The sequence below is a fragment of the Telluria mixta genome, from assembly GCF_029223865.1.
GTDB classification, from domain to species: Bacteria; Pseudomonadota; Gammaproteobacteria; order Burkholderiales; family Burkholderiaceae_D; genus Telluria; species Telluria mixta.
Window position 1 is genome coordinate 842,635 of sequence record NZ_CP119520.1, and the last position, 14,441, is coordinate 857,075.

General features: G+C 59.1%; 13 protein-coding genes and 2 pseudogenes. 7 read left to right on the forward strand and 8 right to left on the reverse strand.

The features are described from left to right. Positions 1-33: 33 nt before the first annotated feature. The 3 genes from P0M04_RS03750 to P0M04_RS03760 are packed head-to-tail and all read right to left on the reverse strand — an operon-like array spanning position 34 to position 5,629. Positions 34-1,158: a hypothetical protein gene (locus tag P0M04_RS03750; protein WP_259448693.1), complete on the reverse strand. Its 1,125-nt coding sequence runs from the start codon at positions 1,156-1,158 to the stop codon at positions 34-36. Then, positions 1,155-2,783: a hypothetical protein gene (locus tag P0M04_RS03755; RefSeq protein ID WP_259448692.1), complete on the reverse strand. Its 1,629-nt coding sequence runs from the start codon at positions 2,781-2,783 to the stop codon at positions 1,155-1,157. The genes P0M04_RS03750 and P0M04_RS03755 overlap by 4 nt, the downstream gene beginning before the upstream one ends. Before the next feature lie 41 nt (positions 2,784-2,824). Beyond that, entirely contained in the window at positions 2,825-5,629 is a 2,805-nt protein-coding gene (locus P0M04_RS03760; protein WP_259448691.1) for a type VI secretion system Vgr family protein, read from the reverse strand. A gap of 1,102 nt (positions 5,630-6,731) precedes the next feature. Between P0M04_RS03760 and P0M04_RS03765 the strand changes: the two are divergent. Next, positions 6,732-6,842 (forward strand): annotated as a pseudogene (locus tag P0M04_RS03765) (tRNA (uridine(34)/cytosine(34)/5-carboxymethylaminomethyluridine(34)-2'-O)-methyltransferase TrmL); the annotation flags it as partial. 272 nt (positions 6,843-7,114) lie between these two features. Here P0M04_RS03765 and rfaE2 read toward each other — a convergent pair. Then, positions 7,115-7,594, reverse strand: a complete 480-nt coding sequence (gene rfaE2, locus P0M04_RS03770) for a D-glycero-beta-D-manno-heptose 1-phosphate adenylyltransferase (protein ID WP_259448690.1) — start codon at positions 7,592-7,594, stop codon at positions 7,115-7,117. 10 nt (positions 7,595-7,604) lie between these two features. After that, a complete protein-coding gene (locus P0M04_RS03775) occupies positions 7,605-8,795 on the reverse strand; it encodes a PilT/PilU family type 4a pilus ATPase (protein ID WP_281042373.1) in 1,191 nt (396 codons plus the stop codon). A gap of 142 nt (positions 8,796-8,937) precedes the next feature. Here P0M04_RS03775 and P0M04_RS03780 point away from each other — a divergent pair, with 142 nt between their 5' ends. Continuing rightward, on the forward strand, positions 8,938-9,882 hold the full coding sequence (locus P0M04_RS03780; RefSeq protein ID WP_259448689.1) for a hydrogen peroxide-inducible genes activator: 945 nt from the start codon (positions 8,938-8,940) through the stop codon (positions 9,880-9,882). Here P0M04_RS03780 and P0M04_RS03785 read toward each other — a convergent pair. Continuing rightward, the gene (locus P0M04_RS03785) at positions 9,860-10,381 is read right to left on the reverse strand and encodes a hypothetical protein (protein WP_259448688.1); all 522 of its coding nucleotides are present in this window, start codon (positions 10,379-10,381) and stop codon (positions 9,860-9,862) included. The two genes, P0M04_RS03780 and P0M04_RS03785, sit on opposite strands and share 23 nt — an antisense overlap. 167 nt (positions 10,382-10,548) lie before the next feature. On the opposite strand from P0M04_RS03785, the gene ubiA reads away from it, so the two are divergent. From ubiA to P0M04_RS03810, 5 genes are read left to right on the forward strand one after another with little or no spacing between them, the layout of a single operon-like run. Then, the gene (gene ubiA, locus P0M04_RS03790) at positions 10,549-11,403 is read left to right on the forward strand and encodes a 4-hydroxybenzoate octaprenyltransferase (RefSeq protein ID WP_259448687.1); all 855 of its coding nucleotides are present in this window, start codon (positions 10,549-10,551) and stop codon (positions 11,401-11,403) included. Positions 11,404-11,441: 38 nt separating this feature from the next. Beyond that, positions 11,442-11,762: an ElaB/YgaM/YqjD family protein gene (locus P0M04_RS03795; RefSeq protein WP_036230048.1), complete on the forward strand. Its 321-nt coding sequence runs from the start codon at positions 11,442-11,444 to the stop codon at positions 11,760-11,762. Next, positions 11,762-12,163, forward strand: a complete 402-nt coding sequence (locus tag P0M04_RS03800; RefSeq protein ID WP_259448686.1) for a phage holin family protein — start codon at positions 11,762-11,764, stop codon at positions 12,161-12,163. Before P0M04_RS03795 ends, P0M04_RS03800 begins: the two co-directional genes overlap by 1 nt. Then, complete coding sequence (locus P0M04_RS03805) at positions 12,150-12,443, forward strand: hypothetical protein (protein WP_259448685.1); 294 nt, start codon at positions 12,150-12,152, stop codon at positions 12,441-12,443. Before P0M04_RS03800 ends, P0M04_RS03805 begins: the two co-directional genes overlap by 14 nt. 1 nt (position 12,444) lies before the next feature. Next, positions 12,445-12,822, forward strand: a complete 378-nt coding sequence (locus P0M04_RS03810; RefSeq protein ID WP_259448684.1) for a hypothetical protein — start codon at positions 12,445-12,447, stop codon at positions 12,820-12,822. 8 nt (positions 12,823-12,830) lie between these two features. On the opposite strand, the gene P0M04_RS03815 is transcribed toward P0M04_RS03810, so the two are convergent. Then, positions 12,831-13,466 (reverse strand): SEN1982 family lipoprotein, encoded by a 636-nt coding sequence (locus P0M04_RS03815; RefSeq protein WP_259448683.1) that lies wholly within the window; start codon positions 13,464-13,466, stop codon positions 12,831-12,833. 371 nt (positions 13,467-13,837) lie between these two features. Continuing rightward, positions 13,838-14,407: pseudogene (locus P0M04_RS03820) on the reverse strand (NUDIX domain-containing protein); the annotation flags it as partial. Positions 14,408-14,441 lie beyond the last annotated feature (34 nt).

Below are 14,441 nucleotides of genomic sequence, written 5' to 3' on the forward strand. Positions count from 1 at the left end.
GTGCAGTTTAGTAGACCCTAGCGGTAAACGACTTTACAGCTGATCCTCGTCCCACTGCCAGAATGTAACACCGTAATCAGTGCCGAAGGCTGGCATCATTTCACCGTCCTTAAAGTAGCGACGCGATCCTGGTTTTGCTGGCGTGAACCAATATCCTGCACGGACACAGGCATGGCCTCCTTCGACGCGCAAACGTTCTTGGGTATTTATGGTGCGACTGTCGTCTTCGCTGACAACGGCGATGTCTTCGAATTCATCATTGATGATTTCGACGAAATACCAATTCGAAGGAATTTCAACAAAGGCAGAACGTGCCACAAGCGAGGGCGCGAGGAATGGATCAGGCTTACCAGGACCCAACATCTTGTGCGCGAAGAAAGATGCATATTTCGGCGATTGGACAAACGCAAACATTTTTGCGCCATCAAACCATAGGTCCTTTCGACCAACCTGCTGGAGGGCATCGAGGCCGATCTCGTTGAACGTGGATGCGGGACGAAGTTTGCCACCGCCACCGCCAGTCCATGCAAATTGCAAAGCGGCATTAGGATCATCCGAAGAGACGTAAACTCCAGTACGGGGCGGGACTTTGGAACTTTCTGCCTTCACATCAGTACGCACGCGAAATTTCGAGATGCGTGGAAACTGTGCTGAAAATTCAGGATAGTTATATGCAAAGTTAAAATCAGTCCACCGACTGCGCGACCGATCATTCATCGTATCGTCTATGTTTCTGGCGTAATTACTTATTTCTTTTAATACCGCCTGAATTTTCCTTTCCTCGTCCGGCGTCGCCCAATTCATTGAGAATTCATTCAAGCCACGCAGGCACTCATTAGCGCTAGTGACTTCATATTGCTCCATAGCGCGCAAGGCGATGTCTCTCGTGAGTGATTGTCGAAAATCACTTAAAAAAGGCCATGCGCTGTTTGCCCAGTTCTGCACGGTATTCCTGTCGCCCCACCGCGCATCCTTCAGTACGGCATCCCGACCCTGCGCCCTCGCTAGATCTATTAACGGATCAATCTCACCATCCATCAGTTCGCTCACCATTTGATGCAAGCCCTTCAAGTAGTCCAGCGAAGCGTAATGATAAAGCATGGCCGCCTGAGCCTTGCGCCATGCCGATAAAGAAAATTGATCTCCTGGTGTACTCATATCGCTCCCTTAGCAATTGCAGTTGCCTGCCCAGGAAGAGCAGGCAGGCCTATTTTGTCTGCCGTCCAGACTCCGTCAAATTCTGTGTAACCCCATCCGGTATCAAACGGCCCACTAATTTTTGGATGGTTAATTTGTTGACGCAGCCCAATATGTTCGGCAAAAAAAGTCGCCTTTTCAGACTTATCCATGGATGCCGTAACGTGGTCGACGTGAGCTTGGGTCAGCGGTGGGCCCAGCGTTGTTCCTTTGGGACTTTTCTGTAACTTATAATATATCAACGTATCGCCGCGCGGATCGCTACGTTCGATATTAAAAACAATCTGTTCCCAACCGCCTTCGAGAAAGTTGTTTGGAAGTGTATTTTTCGTCTGACTGGATGCCGGGCCGCGCCAGACATTCAATGACTCGCCTGCTTTCACATCGTAAATTACGAATTGTCCATCGACGTTCCAATCCGGCCAGACCGCCAAATATCTGCGCCAGGCTTCTTTCGGATTAGGAGAGTTCTGCAACTTATTGAATATTTCTTCTGTTACCCAACAATCGCTCATACCACGGCTGTTCGGGGCGAGGATTCGGTAAAGACGAGCAGGACCTTTGATTGTATGCGCCTGTAGAGTATGGAAGGACTGGATATTTTGATCGGTTAAGTATGGAAAAATCTCTTTTTGAGGCCGAGGATTGCCAGCTGCGTCAAATTTTGCAGAGAGCCTGTCTACTTCAGGTCGAATAGGCGCGACGTCTGCAGGATCAATAAACTTATCGCCGGTTTTACTTAGCCATGTTGGCTGATGTTTCAACATCAAGGTAATCGCATCAGCTTCCGGAAGCGCACCACAGAAGTGAATATTGCTCGCGTTTAGGATCGCATGCTCTCTCTCGAGAGTTCGGCGCTCCAGGTTCAATATAATCGTGGTCAATATATCATGAACGGGCTTAAGCGTCTCTTCCATGTGCTGATTCGCCGCCAACCGTATCGCTTTAGCCTGCTCCAACGCGGCCTTGGCTTTGCGGTAGATGGTCGGTACAAGCCTGACCTTGTTAACCATTCCCTCAAGTGCAGAAATTGCCGTATCAAATGCAGCGAGCAGTGCCTTGGTATTCACTCGGCCGCGAACTTCTTTAACGCCGGTAGCGAGCCATGCAAACACACGATCGACTTTCTGAGCCTTGATGTATTTTTGAACCTCTTCCCTTCGCAAATATACGATCACCCACGACATTCCTCTGTCGACGGCTTTTACCACCTGATCAACTCCAAGACGCCTGACGTGTGCAAAGATGATTTTAAGTACACCCTTGAGTAAGGAGCCAAGTGTCGGAAACAGGCCAATAAGGGTCAGGACCAAAGCCAGCCATGCTGCTTTGTCCTTGCAATCATGACTTAGCTTTTTGCAATTTGCTATGAGATCGCGTAGGTCGCAAATTTGATCGACTAACGGAATCATCGAAATTGCCGCATCGGTGAGTAGCTGGGCGGTTGATCGATCTTCGTTGAAATCGCCCTCGATCGCTTCCCAGAACCAAACAATTGGATTCGTACTCGGCTCCTTGGCTTTTTCCATATCATTCGTAGCCCATGCCAAGGCGTCGCGCATTTGTGTCGTATTGACTTCAGCCATTCAGTATGCTCGCTATCAATATAGTCGGTATTCGTTAAGCTTTATTCTTGCAACAAATCGCTCAACGGTGCTGCTGGCTTATCCTTTTCAGGCGTGCGCGGTTTATAAATTACTTTTTTCACGGGTTTGTTCGCGACGTTTTCCCGTCGAACCTTGCCGTTTGCATCCAGCGCTCCATTCAAAACGGGCCCCTTGTCGAAATGAATTTCGTATTTTGCCCCATCGATTGCCTCTCCAGTGTCGGCATCTCGATAGTCCAGACCAATCCATTGTGCCGGCGGTTTTCCTTCACCGGAGAAGTGCGGCAGATCGAACGACATTCGGCCCGGGCCATCCCATTTGTGCGTGCTTGCCTTGACAGTGAAATCTCCACTGCAACCCAGTTCGATTTTTCCATCCGCGATTTTGACGTATGCGCCGCCACAAATCAGGCTGATGCTCTTTTGGGCGGCAATCGTAATCTCGCCTTCACTGGCGGTAATCGTCATGTCTTTGCCTGCGGCAATGCCAATACTGTCGTGTTGTGCCTGGATGTCGACTTTTCCAGTGTGCGCGATGTACTTCATTCCGTTCTTCTGCGAGAAAAGAGAGATACCCTGTCGAGCATTAATGTTGACGCGCTCACCCGCGACCGCCTGGATGTTCTGTTGTGCGATCACATTGTGCTGTTGGCCGCTATAGCTAACGGAAGAATAAGGGGTTGCGCTGAGGAAACCGCCATGCGCATATTGCGCGATGAGCGGTGAAGTGGTGTCGACCTCCCCGCCGCTCTGCGTATTGGTGCCTTTCTCGGCATTCCGCAGGTTCTCGTTCAGGTCCTTGTGCGGTTCGAGATCCACGGCCATGGCCTGATTCTGTTCAGCAAACTCGCCTAATTCCTTCAGGAGTGCCTGTGAACTCTCAAGCAGTCCTTGAAGCATGCCGCGTTCCAATTGATTACCCTGTGCTCGCAGCATGGCCTGGGTCGTCAACAGCAACATTTGGGCCGAGCGGATGACAACCGAGTTGTCACTGCGCAGTTCTGCTCCTTCACCTCGGGGACGGGCCTTGCCGCCCTGCCGTGGGTGTGTCAGCCAGCCCAAGTTCAATTCACTATAGCCGTGCTCACTTGCAAGCTGTGCGCTGATTTGCTCCGGTGTATCGTCCAGACGAAGCTGGTTCAGGCGGCCGCCTTGCACTTCCTTGCTCTTGATCCCGGAGAGATATTTGTTCTCTGGCAGGGTGCCGGTATGGTTGAATTTGGGCGGCGATGCTGCGCCGTTATAGACCTGGCCAACAATAAGAGGCTTGTCAGGGTCGCCACCGAGGAAATCGACTATTACCTCATCGCCAACTCGTGGCAGTGTAAATGCACCGCGCTGACCACCCGCCCACGTGCTGACGACCCGCACCCAGGCGGAATCGGTGTCGGTGTCACTCGCGCCCGCACCTGCGTGGTCTTGTTGCCGGGTTGCCGGAAAACGGATCTTGACCCGCCCCATTGCATCGCAATGCACTTCCTCGCCTTCCGGGCCGACAACCAACGCGCTTTGTAACGTTGCGACAGGCAGATCGGTTCGAGGATCGAACGACGGCACAATCGGAATGCCGCGACGTACGCACGTGAACCGATTGCTGTAGCGTACTTCGCGTTCTGCGTTGGACTGGAGCAGACTAGAGGTTGCCAGTTCCGTTTGCCATCCATTGGCTGAGAACAGCCGTTGGATTTTCTCGTCGACCGCTTTCGGCAAGTTACTGTCAGCCAGGACCGAGAGCTCGGTGATCACGAACTGTCTCTCATCGCTCGGATGCGTGTCGATTTCCGGGTGGCCGGACAGTCCAATCCATTCGCCGACGCACAGGTCACGTACGCCGCTTTCGCCGTGGAAGCACTTCGCTTCGTACTCGTGTCGACGCACGCGAAGGTCGCCCAAACGGCGATAATCTTTCATGTCGTCGCCAGCGTGGGGCACGTCGACCACGTATTCGTCGATGCCGGCAGCGAGCTGGTCTCCCATCGCCCCTTGCTGCATGGTGGTCAGCGCCTGCGTTTCCATGAGGCGGACGCTTGCGTAGTCCCAGCTGTGGCGTGTAATGCCTCCGGGTTTCAGGCTACGCACGGCGGTCCAGGTAGTGATACTGTCACGTAACTCGGTAGCGTGATCGCGGTGGTAGCGCACGATGCCCGCAGAATTCTGAGCCAGCCCCATTACGTCGTCGAATAACACCAGCGTATGGGCTGGCGTGTCGCTTCTGTCGTCCTTGCTCGCCCGCCCTGGGCGCATGAACCAGGCGATTCCTTGGCGTTTCCACAAACGGCGCAGAAAGGCGGCATCCGATTCGTTGTGCTGCATGATGAATTCGCGGGCCGGGTAAGTCCCCTGTAACTGGACCGTGTCAACATCAAATGCGTTCGCGAGGACGCCGTTCGTCTGCCTCCATTCGTCGAGAATCATCAGTGAAACGTCCACTTCGTTCTTGTTTCGGAAAACTCGCGTGTTGACGCGTTGTTCCATGATTGCGAGCGCATCACGCGCAACCAACTGGTACGTGGCCAACCCGCCGTCGCTTTGTCCCGCGAACGCATGCGTGACAATGCCGCAGACAGAGCGCAATTCGCCCCGGTCAGTGACCAGTTGAAGTTCAATCGGCAGTGCGATGAAATCCTTTAATGCCAGTCCGGACTGGGCTGATACGCATTGCAGGCGATATTCGAAGCCCCCGCACATGGTCTCGTTCCCGACGACGCGCTTGACGAGTAGTACTTCATCCCGGAGCCGTCGTTCGCCTGCTAGACGAAGACGAATGGGGCGGTTGGTTTGGGTAAGCGCACTTAGGAAAGCACCGGCGAGATCACGCGAGTTCATGTCAAGGGTATCGATTGGTAGTGTGAGAGGCAACGCAGGTAGAACGCACAAAGGTCAGCATCGATTGGCTTTGGACTTGAAATTATCAATCAATCGGTATCGGTCTCGATTGTTGTAGGAATAAAATCCCCGGAGACGAGCGTAGGTGCAAGAAACCTCCGAACAGCCTAGTCATGTTGCAGGGAGGGAATTGGCGATATCTCAATCATTCTGCTAATAAGCGCAATATTCAGCAGCTTGCTCTGCATCTCCTTTAGCGCAATATCAGGATCGTCAGACAGTAGCTCGACACGCACTCGACGTCGCGTGACAGCTATTGTGTGGCGTCATGCTTATTGGGCAGCATTGAGCTTTTGGGCCGTCGTCATGAGGAGCACTCAAAGGGAAAATGCAGTTATGTTGGCGATCGGCAACATAAATAACCGGACGGTGTTGCTTATGCGTGTTTCCTTCGGCAACTGAATACTGTGGTGAGGTCAAGGGAGTCGAACAGGACCTCATATTCCTGCCGAGACGTCACGTGCTGCGTTTTCGCATTAAAGTAATCCGAACAAATGTTGCAAAATTTCTTTATTTGTTGCACATTGAAAACGCATGCCACCCAAGCGCCGACAATTTCAACCAGTCTGTAATCAGGCACTATCGGTTCGCGCAATTAGATTCGTTCAGGTCAGATAAATTCGACGCCGAAAATTTTAACAACTGCGGCTCTTTCTTGTCTAGTAGCACATGATAAACATCAGCATAAAATCTTGACGAAAGAGCGATCAAGCAGTTACATTGCGTTAGAAATCGAGGGCGGAAATTATCAATCTTTTTTAATGCTTGGCACCGATCAATAACAAACGAACGCCTATTACGGGATCAAATTAATGATGCGCAGGAGAGCCCAGATAGGGAATGCCAAGGAGGCGCTAGAACTAATAGGGTGATTCGCAGGGAGATAGATGACGTCGAGCAGACTTGTAGCCCGTAGGGTTCCGTCTCTCAATCCATTGCCGCGCCGCCCACGGCCCGGCGGATGTAGTTGATTTATTGGTTTAGCTGGAAATTGTCTGGCCGTTTCTCGGCGCTACAGATAATGCCCATGGGCGCAACAATCCAGCGCATCCGCCTGCCGATGATGCCCGGCAACCGCAGCCTGAACCTGTCGAACACGGTGGCTGTCGTCTACGAGGCGTGGCGCCAGAATGGGTACGCCGGCGGGGGCTGACAATCCCTCAATGACACGCCTGCCACTGCATCTCCATATGCCGCTCGCACCCATCGTGCTCGCCGCTGCCGGACGCCGTGCCCGCCCCCGCGCTGCCACTCGTTCCCGCACCTATTCCCGCGCCGCGATGGGGCGGCGGGTGTTCTGGCGCATGTGCCTGCCATGATTGGCAAGCGGTTAATAGCGCTGCTACAAGGACGAGCCTACCTTCATGAGCGTCTCCGGTCGGAATACGCATCGTTCGACTAGGCCATGTGCCGGCCGGTTCTCGATCAACCGTATTGCCGGATCTTCGCGACCAGCTTCGTCGTCGAGCGGTCGTGCGCGAAATCGATCGCGACGGCCTTGCCGCCGTAGGCGATCACTTCCTTCCCTTCCGGGATGGCGCTCATGACGTAGTCGCCGCCCTTGGCATAGATGTCGGGGCGGGCTTCCTGGACGACTTCCAGGGCCGTGTCCTCGTCGAATTCCACGACGAGGCTGACGGATTCCAGTGCGGCCAGCACGGCCATGCGGTCGGCCAGCGTGTTCAGCGGGCGGTCATCGCCTTTACCCAGGCGTTTCACGGACGCGTCCGTGTTGACGGCGACGACGAGCGACGCGCCCAGTTCGCGGGCCTGGGCGAGATACGTCACGTGGCCGCGGTGCAGGATGTCGAACACGCCGTTCGTCAGCACGACGGGTTTCGGCAGGTCGGCGATGCGTTGCGGCAACGTGGTGCGGGTGCAGAGTTTTTGTTCGAAGGTAGCCATGGCGTGCATTTTAACTTGCCGCCGGCGGTTCCTCTTCCGGCTCGTCCACCAGCATCGACAGCTCGGCCGGCTTCGCAGCACCGCCGCCCTCGTCCGGCGCCTTGCGTTCTCCCGACAGCTTGATCTGCAGACGCAGGCCGTTCGCGGAATCGGCGTTGCGGATGGCTTCGTCGTAGCTGATGAAGCCCTTGTTGTAGAGCTCGAACAACGCCTGGTCGAACGTGCACATGCCCAGCTCGCGCGACTTGTGCATGATCTCCTTGATACTGTGGAAATTGCCTTTCAGGATCATCTCGCCGATCGTCGGTGTGTTCAGCAAGATCTCGATGGCAGCCTTGCGCCCTTTCCCATCTTCCGTGCGGACCAGCCGCTGCGAGACGATGGCGCGCAGGTTCGACGACAAGTCCATCAACAGCTGGTTCCGCCGCTCTTCCGGGAAGAAGTTGATGATGCGGTCCATCGTCTGGTTCGCATTGTTCGCGTGCAGTGTGCCCAGGCATAAGTGCCCTGTTTCGGCGAACGCGATCGCATGTTCCATCGTTTCCGTGTCGCGGATCTCACCGATCAGGATCACGTCCGGTGCCTGGCGCAGCGTGTTCTTCAGCGCGTTGTGCCACGACAGCGTGTCGACGCCTACCTCGCGGTGCGTGATGAGGCAGCTCTTGTTCTTGTGGACGTATTCGACAGGGTCCTCGACCGTGATGATGTGGCCGGCCGAGTTGCTGTTGCGGTAATCGATCATCGCAGCCAGCGTCGTCGACTTGCCGGAGCCGGTACCGCCGACGACGAGGACGAGCCCGCGCTTCGTCATCACGACGTCCTTCAGCACCTCGGGCAGGTCGAGCTTTTCGAAATTCGGGATTTCCGATGCAATGGTTCGCACGACCATGCTCACACTCTGCTGTTGCACGAACACGTTCACACGGAAGCGGCACACGCCCGGCAGGGAGATCGCGAAATTGCACTCCATCTCGGCCTCGAACTCGGCGCGCTGGCGCTCGTTCATCAGCGAGAGCGACAGCGCGCGCGTAATGTCGCCCGTCAGGCGCTGTTGGCTCAGGGGTTTCATGGCGCCCTGGTGCTTCATGCTGGGCGGGAAATCGGCCGAGATGAACAGGTCGGAGCCGCCCTGCTGGTGCATGACCGTGAGCAGCTTGTGCATATAGGCCTGGGCTTCCGCCGGGCCGAAGGTCGAGGACATGGGTGTCTTCCTATTAACGCAAGGCAACATCGCCTGCCCGGCCATTATATCCATGGCTTTACCGGTAAAATAGTGACAGACTGCTTAAAAGGCAGGCAAACGTGTCTTAGAGAACACGGCCGGTAAATAACACGCGGATCCCATGACACTGACCGAACTGAAATACATCGTCGCCGTCGCACGCGCCCGCCATTTCGGGCATGCGGCCGAAGCCTGCTTCGTCGCCCAGCCCACGCTGTCCGTCGCCATCAAGAAACTCGAGGACGAACTCGGCGTTACGCTGTTCGAACGGGGCGGCTCGGAAGTGTCCGTCACGCCGCTCGGCGCGCAGATCGTGGCCCAGGCCGAGCGCGTGCTCGAGCAGACGGCTGCCATCAAGGAATTGGCCAAGCAGAACAAGGACCCGCTGTCCGGCCCGCTGCGCCTCGGTGTGATCTACACCATTGGCCCTTACCTGCTGCCGCCGCTCGTGAAAAACCTGATTGCGAACGTGCCGCAGATGCCGCTCGTGCTGCAGGAGAACTTCACGGTGAAACTGCTCGACCTGCTGCGCCAGGGCGAGCTGGACGCCGCGATCATGGCCCTGCCGCTGCCGGAACACGGCATGGCCGTGCAGGCGCTGTACGACGAACCGTTCGTCGTCGCGATGCCGAAGAACCACCCGTGGGCGACGCGCACCGAGATCGCGGCCGAGGACCTCAAGAGCGAGACGATGCTGCTGCTGGGCGCCGGCCACTGCTTCCGCGACCAGGTGCTGGAAGTCTGCCCAGAGATGGCGCGCTTCTCTTCGTCGCCGGGCAACGGCATGCAGCGCACGTTCGAGGGCTCGTCGCTGGAGACGATCCGGCACATGGTCGCGAGCGGCATCGGCCTGACCGTGCTGCCGCGCGCCTCCGTGCCGGACATGAAGGATCCGAACGGCATGCTGACCTTCGTCCCGTTCCAGGATCCAGTCCCGTCGCGCCGCGTCGTGATCGTATGGCGCAAGAGCTTTACGCGCCGCGCGGCCATCGACGCGGTGGTGAAGGCCGTCGCCGATTGCGGCCTGCCCGGCGTCGAGATGGTCACGCTCCAGGCCGCTGCCTGACGCGTACGGGCAGGACCGGCGCGGCCACGGTGGGCGCTGCGTCCGCGTCGTCCGTCCGGATCCCGACACCGCCGCAGGATCCCGCATGCTTCCCGGCCAGGGCGCCGACCAGTTCGGTGCTCCGGCGCGGCACCGTGTCCAGCGGCACGCACCGTACCGCGTCCCACGTCGTGCCGGCCTGTTTGAATTCGATGGCGCGCACGGAATACACGCGGCCGCCCTGCTCCAGCGCGACCAGCGCGGTGCCGCCGTTCACGATCCCGAGCACGAAGCGGCGGCGCGGCGTGATGTCGTCGATGGCGTCGGTCTCGTTGAAGTCGCCGTCCCGGTCGGCGATGCCCGCGAGACCGAGGCCCACGCCCAGCAGCGCCTGGATGCCGGCCGGGAGCTCGCGCAGCGACCGCGCTTCCGTCCACGCCCCCTGCTCCTGGCCACCGGCTTGCGCGAGCACGCCACTTCCGAGTCCGATTCCGACCACCACCATGGTTACGAACCGCATATGCATTCTCCTTGATCCGAAGCCGGCATCGTAGAGCGCGCACGTGCGTCATGCCTTGTGCATCGTCGACGTGCGCATGATCGCGTCGTATCGTCCTGCGCCGTACAGCCGGGCGCGCCCCGACAGGCTACAATCCTGACCTTGCAGATTTTCAATTCGAACGAATCATGAACAAGCTGGCGCTGTATTTCCGCCTGGTCCGGGGCCACAAGCCCATCGGCATCCTGCTGCTGCTGTGGCCCACGCTGTGGGCCCTGTGGATGGCATCGAACGGCCATCCCGATCCGATTATCCTCCTCATCTTCATCGTTGGAACAGCACTGATGCGATCAAGCGGCTGCGCGATCAACGACTACGCGGACCGCGACTTCGACCGCCATGTGAAGCGCACGGTCGACCGTCCGCTGACCAGCGGCCGCATCAAGGGCTGGGAAGCGCTGATGGTAGCGGCCGTGCTCGCGATCGTCTCGTTCCTGCTGATCCTGCCGCTGAACACGCTGACGAAGCAACTGTCCGTCGTGGCCGTGATCGTCGCGGGCAGCTACCCGTATTTCAAGCGCTTCTTCGCGCTGCCGCAGGCCTACCTCGGCATCGCGTTCGGCTTCGGCATCCCGATGGCGTTCGCGGCCGTGCAGGACCACGTGCCGGCCGTAGCGTGGTGGCTGCTGGTCGCCAACGTGTTCTGGTCGCTGGCCTACGACACCGAATATGCGATGGTCGACCGCGACGACGACCTCATCATCGGCATCCGCACGTCCGCCATCACCTTCGGCCGCTACGACGTGGCCGCGATCATGGTGTGCTATGCGGCGACGCTGGGCATCGACCTCGTGTGCGGCTGGTCGCTGGGCCTGCGCTGGTGGTTCGTGGCGGGCATTGCCGTCGCGGCCGGGATGGCCGTCTACCACTACACCCTGATCCGCGGACGCGACCGCATGAAGTGTTTTGCCGCTTTCAACCATAACAACTGGTTGGGTGCGGCCGTGTTTGCTGGCGTCGCGCTAGACTATGCATTAGGATAATATTGTCCACATATCAATCTATAACGAGAGGTTCACCCATGATGGAAAAAATCCCGACCCAGACCGGCGCCCGTGACCAGCTGCTGTCCGACCTGAAGACCGTCATCCAGGACGCGGAAGCGTGGCTGCGCCACAGCGGCCACCTGACCGGCGAAGAATTCAAGGCCGCCAAGGTGAAGTTCGAGCGCACCCTGGTCAAGGCCAAGGAAGACATCGTCCGCCTGGAAGAAGCCGCGGTCGAAAAAGCCAAGGTCGCCGCCAAGGCCACCGACGAATACGTCAAGGAGAATCCGTGGAAGGCCGTCGGCCTGGGCACCGCCGTCGGTGTCGTGATCGGCATGCTGATCGCGCGTAAGTAATGGGAGTCTTCGCGGCGGCAGGCCGGATCGGTGCGACGCTCGTCGCGATGGCGGGCACGCGGCTGGAACTGGCCGCGGTCGAGTTCCAGGAAGATGCGCGCCGCCTGCTGGGCCACCTCGCGTGGACCCTGCTGGCCGTGTTCCTCGCGGCCGGCGCCCTGCTGCTGGCGGCGCTGTTCGTCATCGCCATCTTCTGGGATACGTACCGCCTGCAGGCCGTCGGCGGCATGGCCGTCCTGTTCGGCGCGCTGGCCGGCATCATCCTCATGAAAGTCCGCGCCAGCATGAACACGGAAGCGCCGCTGCTCTCGGCCACGCTGGCCGAACTGCGCAACGATGTCGACTACCTGCGCCACGGCCTGGCCCAACATCATGCGGAGGCGACCGATGAACAAGCCTGATCTTGCCACCCGCCGCGCGGCCCTGATCGAGCAATGCGCCGAACAGCGCGTGGGCCTCGCCTACGAGCTGAAGGCGCTGCGCCCGTCGAATGCGCTGGCCGGACATCCCGTCGTGGGCTACGTCGCCGCCAACCGCAAGCTCGTGCTCGGTGCGGCCGGTGCCGTGCTGGGGCTCGTCCTCATGCGCCGCAAGCGCCTGGCCGGTCTTGCCACGTCGGCCCTGTCGGCGTGGAAGATGGCGCGGGGCGCGTTGGGCGTGCTGGCGCAGCTGCGCCGCTGATATGCGGTACGCCCGCTTCGCATCCATCATCGTGCTGGCTGTCCTGGCGGCCGGGTGTTCGCGCTCGTCGCCGGACAGCCCGCCTGCCCGGCATGCCGCCGCGCCAGAACAGGTCTCGGAACAGCAGGCACTGGACCTCCTCGTCAAGCAACTGAAGGCGCACCGGGTCGCAGATCTGGACTGTCTGAGCTTCATGGACGAGAGCGACCACCCGGCGAATGGCAAGGCGGACCAGTGGGACTTCGCTGCCCATGAAATCCACAACGAGCGCTGCGGCGGCGATCCGGGCGTGTCGCCGGTGCGCGACCGCTACCGGTTGGACGCGGCGGGCAAGGTCCTCGTCTACAACGCCGCGGAAGCCGACTACGTCCCGCTGTAACGCCGCGCTCAGTTGTTCAGGCCGAGCGCTTCCCAGCCATTGGGCGTCAGCTTGACGTACAGTTTTTCCTTCTGCGAGCGCTCGCCGTCGATGTTCCGCCCCAGCTCGGGGAACGCTTCCTTGACCTTGGGCTTGCGAGCCCAGTCCGCCACGTTCGACAGCTTGTACGTGTAGATCACGGCGGATTCCTCATGGTCGCCCACCTTGGCCGGATCCGCCCAGCGGATCACCTTGCTCAGCGACTTGCGGCCCCAGCAGATGCGCTGCAGCTTGCCCGGTCTCTCGTGCAGATAGGGCTTGACGGCGTCCGTCATCGTGTAGCGCCGGACCTTCACCGCGCTTGTCTTGCCGTTGACGACGGCACCGGGCAATTCCATGTCTTCGCCCTTGGCCAGGCCGACGGATTCCAGCGCCGACATTGTGCCGGCCGCGTTGTCCGGGTACAGCTTCTGCTGGCGCACGTCGATCTCGTACACGTCGACCGGCCACTTGACGGGGTCCAGGCACTGCTCGCCCTTCTTGTCGAAATACTGGGTGACGGCGATGCCGAAGTTTTTTTCGTTGGCGGAGGTCTTGCTGTCGCAGGCGGACAGCGCTGCGACTAGCGTCGCGCCCAGCACGATGGAGATGGCGGTCTTGTTCATGGTGATGCGATTGTACCAATCTCTTCCAATGCCGCGTACACGCGCTTGCCCAGCTTCCTCGCCGTCGCCACCATCAGGTCCGCCCCTTCCGACGCGCCGCCGATGCGCAGCACCGCGTCGCACCGCTCCAGCAGGCGCTGTGCGTGCGGGTGAAACACGGCGTCGTACACCGCATCCCCCGGCGCCTTCGAGCCGGCCAGCCGCACCGTCGGCAGCGCGAGCCATTCGCCCAGCACGGGCAGGTGCCCAGCCTCGTAGAGCGGCATCACGCACGCCTCCATCGCCGCGACGTTGGCCGCGATACGATCGGGATCGCCTTCCGTGCCGGACCGGTACGGGCCCGCGATCAGGATCATCATGCCGCGCGGCGCGAACAGGTGCGCCTGCGCGTACTGCAGCAGCATGATCGTCTTGCCGTCGACGATGCCCCTGCCGATCATGGCCAGCGCCGCGTCGATGTCCAGTTCCAGCACGTCCAGGCGCTCGCCCTCTTCCGCCACGCCGCCGCCGGGTCCCACGCGGTCGCGCGCCTCGTACTCGGCCACGAAGAAGTGCAGGCGCTCCGTCACGCTGCCCGGACTCATGAACGCATCCCACAGGCGCTGCACGGTGCCGACGCGGTAGCCCGTCTCTTCTTCGACCTCGGCCCGGATGCGTGCTTCCGGACTCGCGCCATCGAGCAGGCCGGCGGCCGCCTCGACGAGGTAGCCGTCGTGGCCGTTCACATAGGCCGGCAGGCGGAACTGACGCGTCAGCACGACGGTGCGGCGTGCGCGATTGTAGAGCAGTAAGGTCGCGCCATTGCCCCGGTCATAGGTTTCCCGGGTCTGCACATCCCAGCCGCCGTCCTCCGTACGCAGCGCGAACGTCGTCTTGTTCAGGATGCCCCAGTCGTCCGACAGCAGCTCGACCTGCCTGATTTCCACACGATCCTGCACGATATTCTCCCGTCATTGAAGTTCGTGTAAACTATCG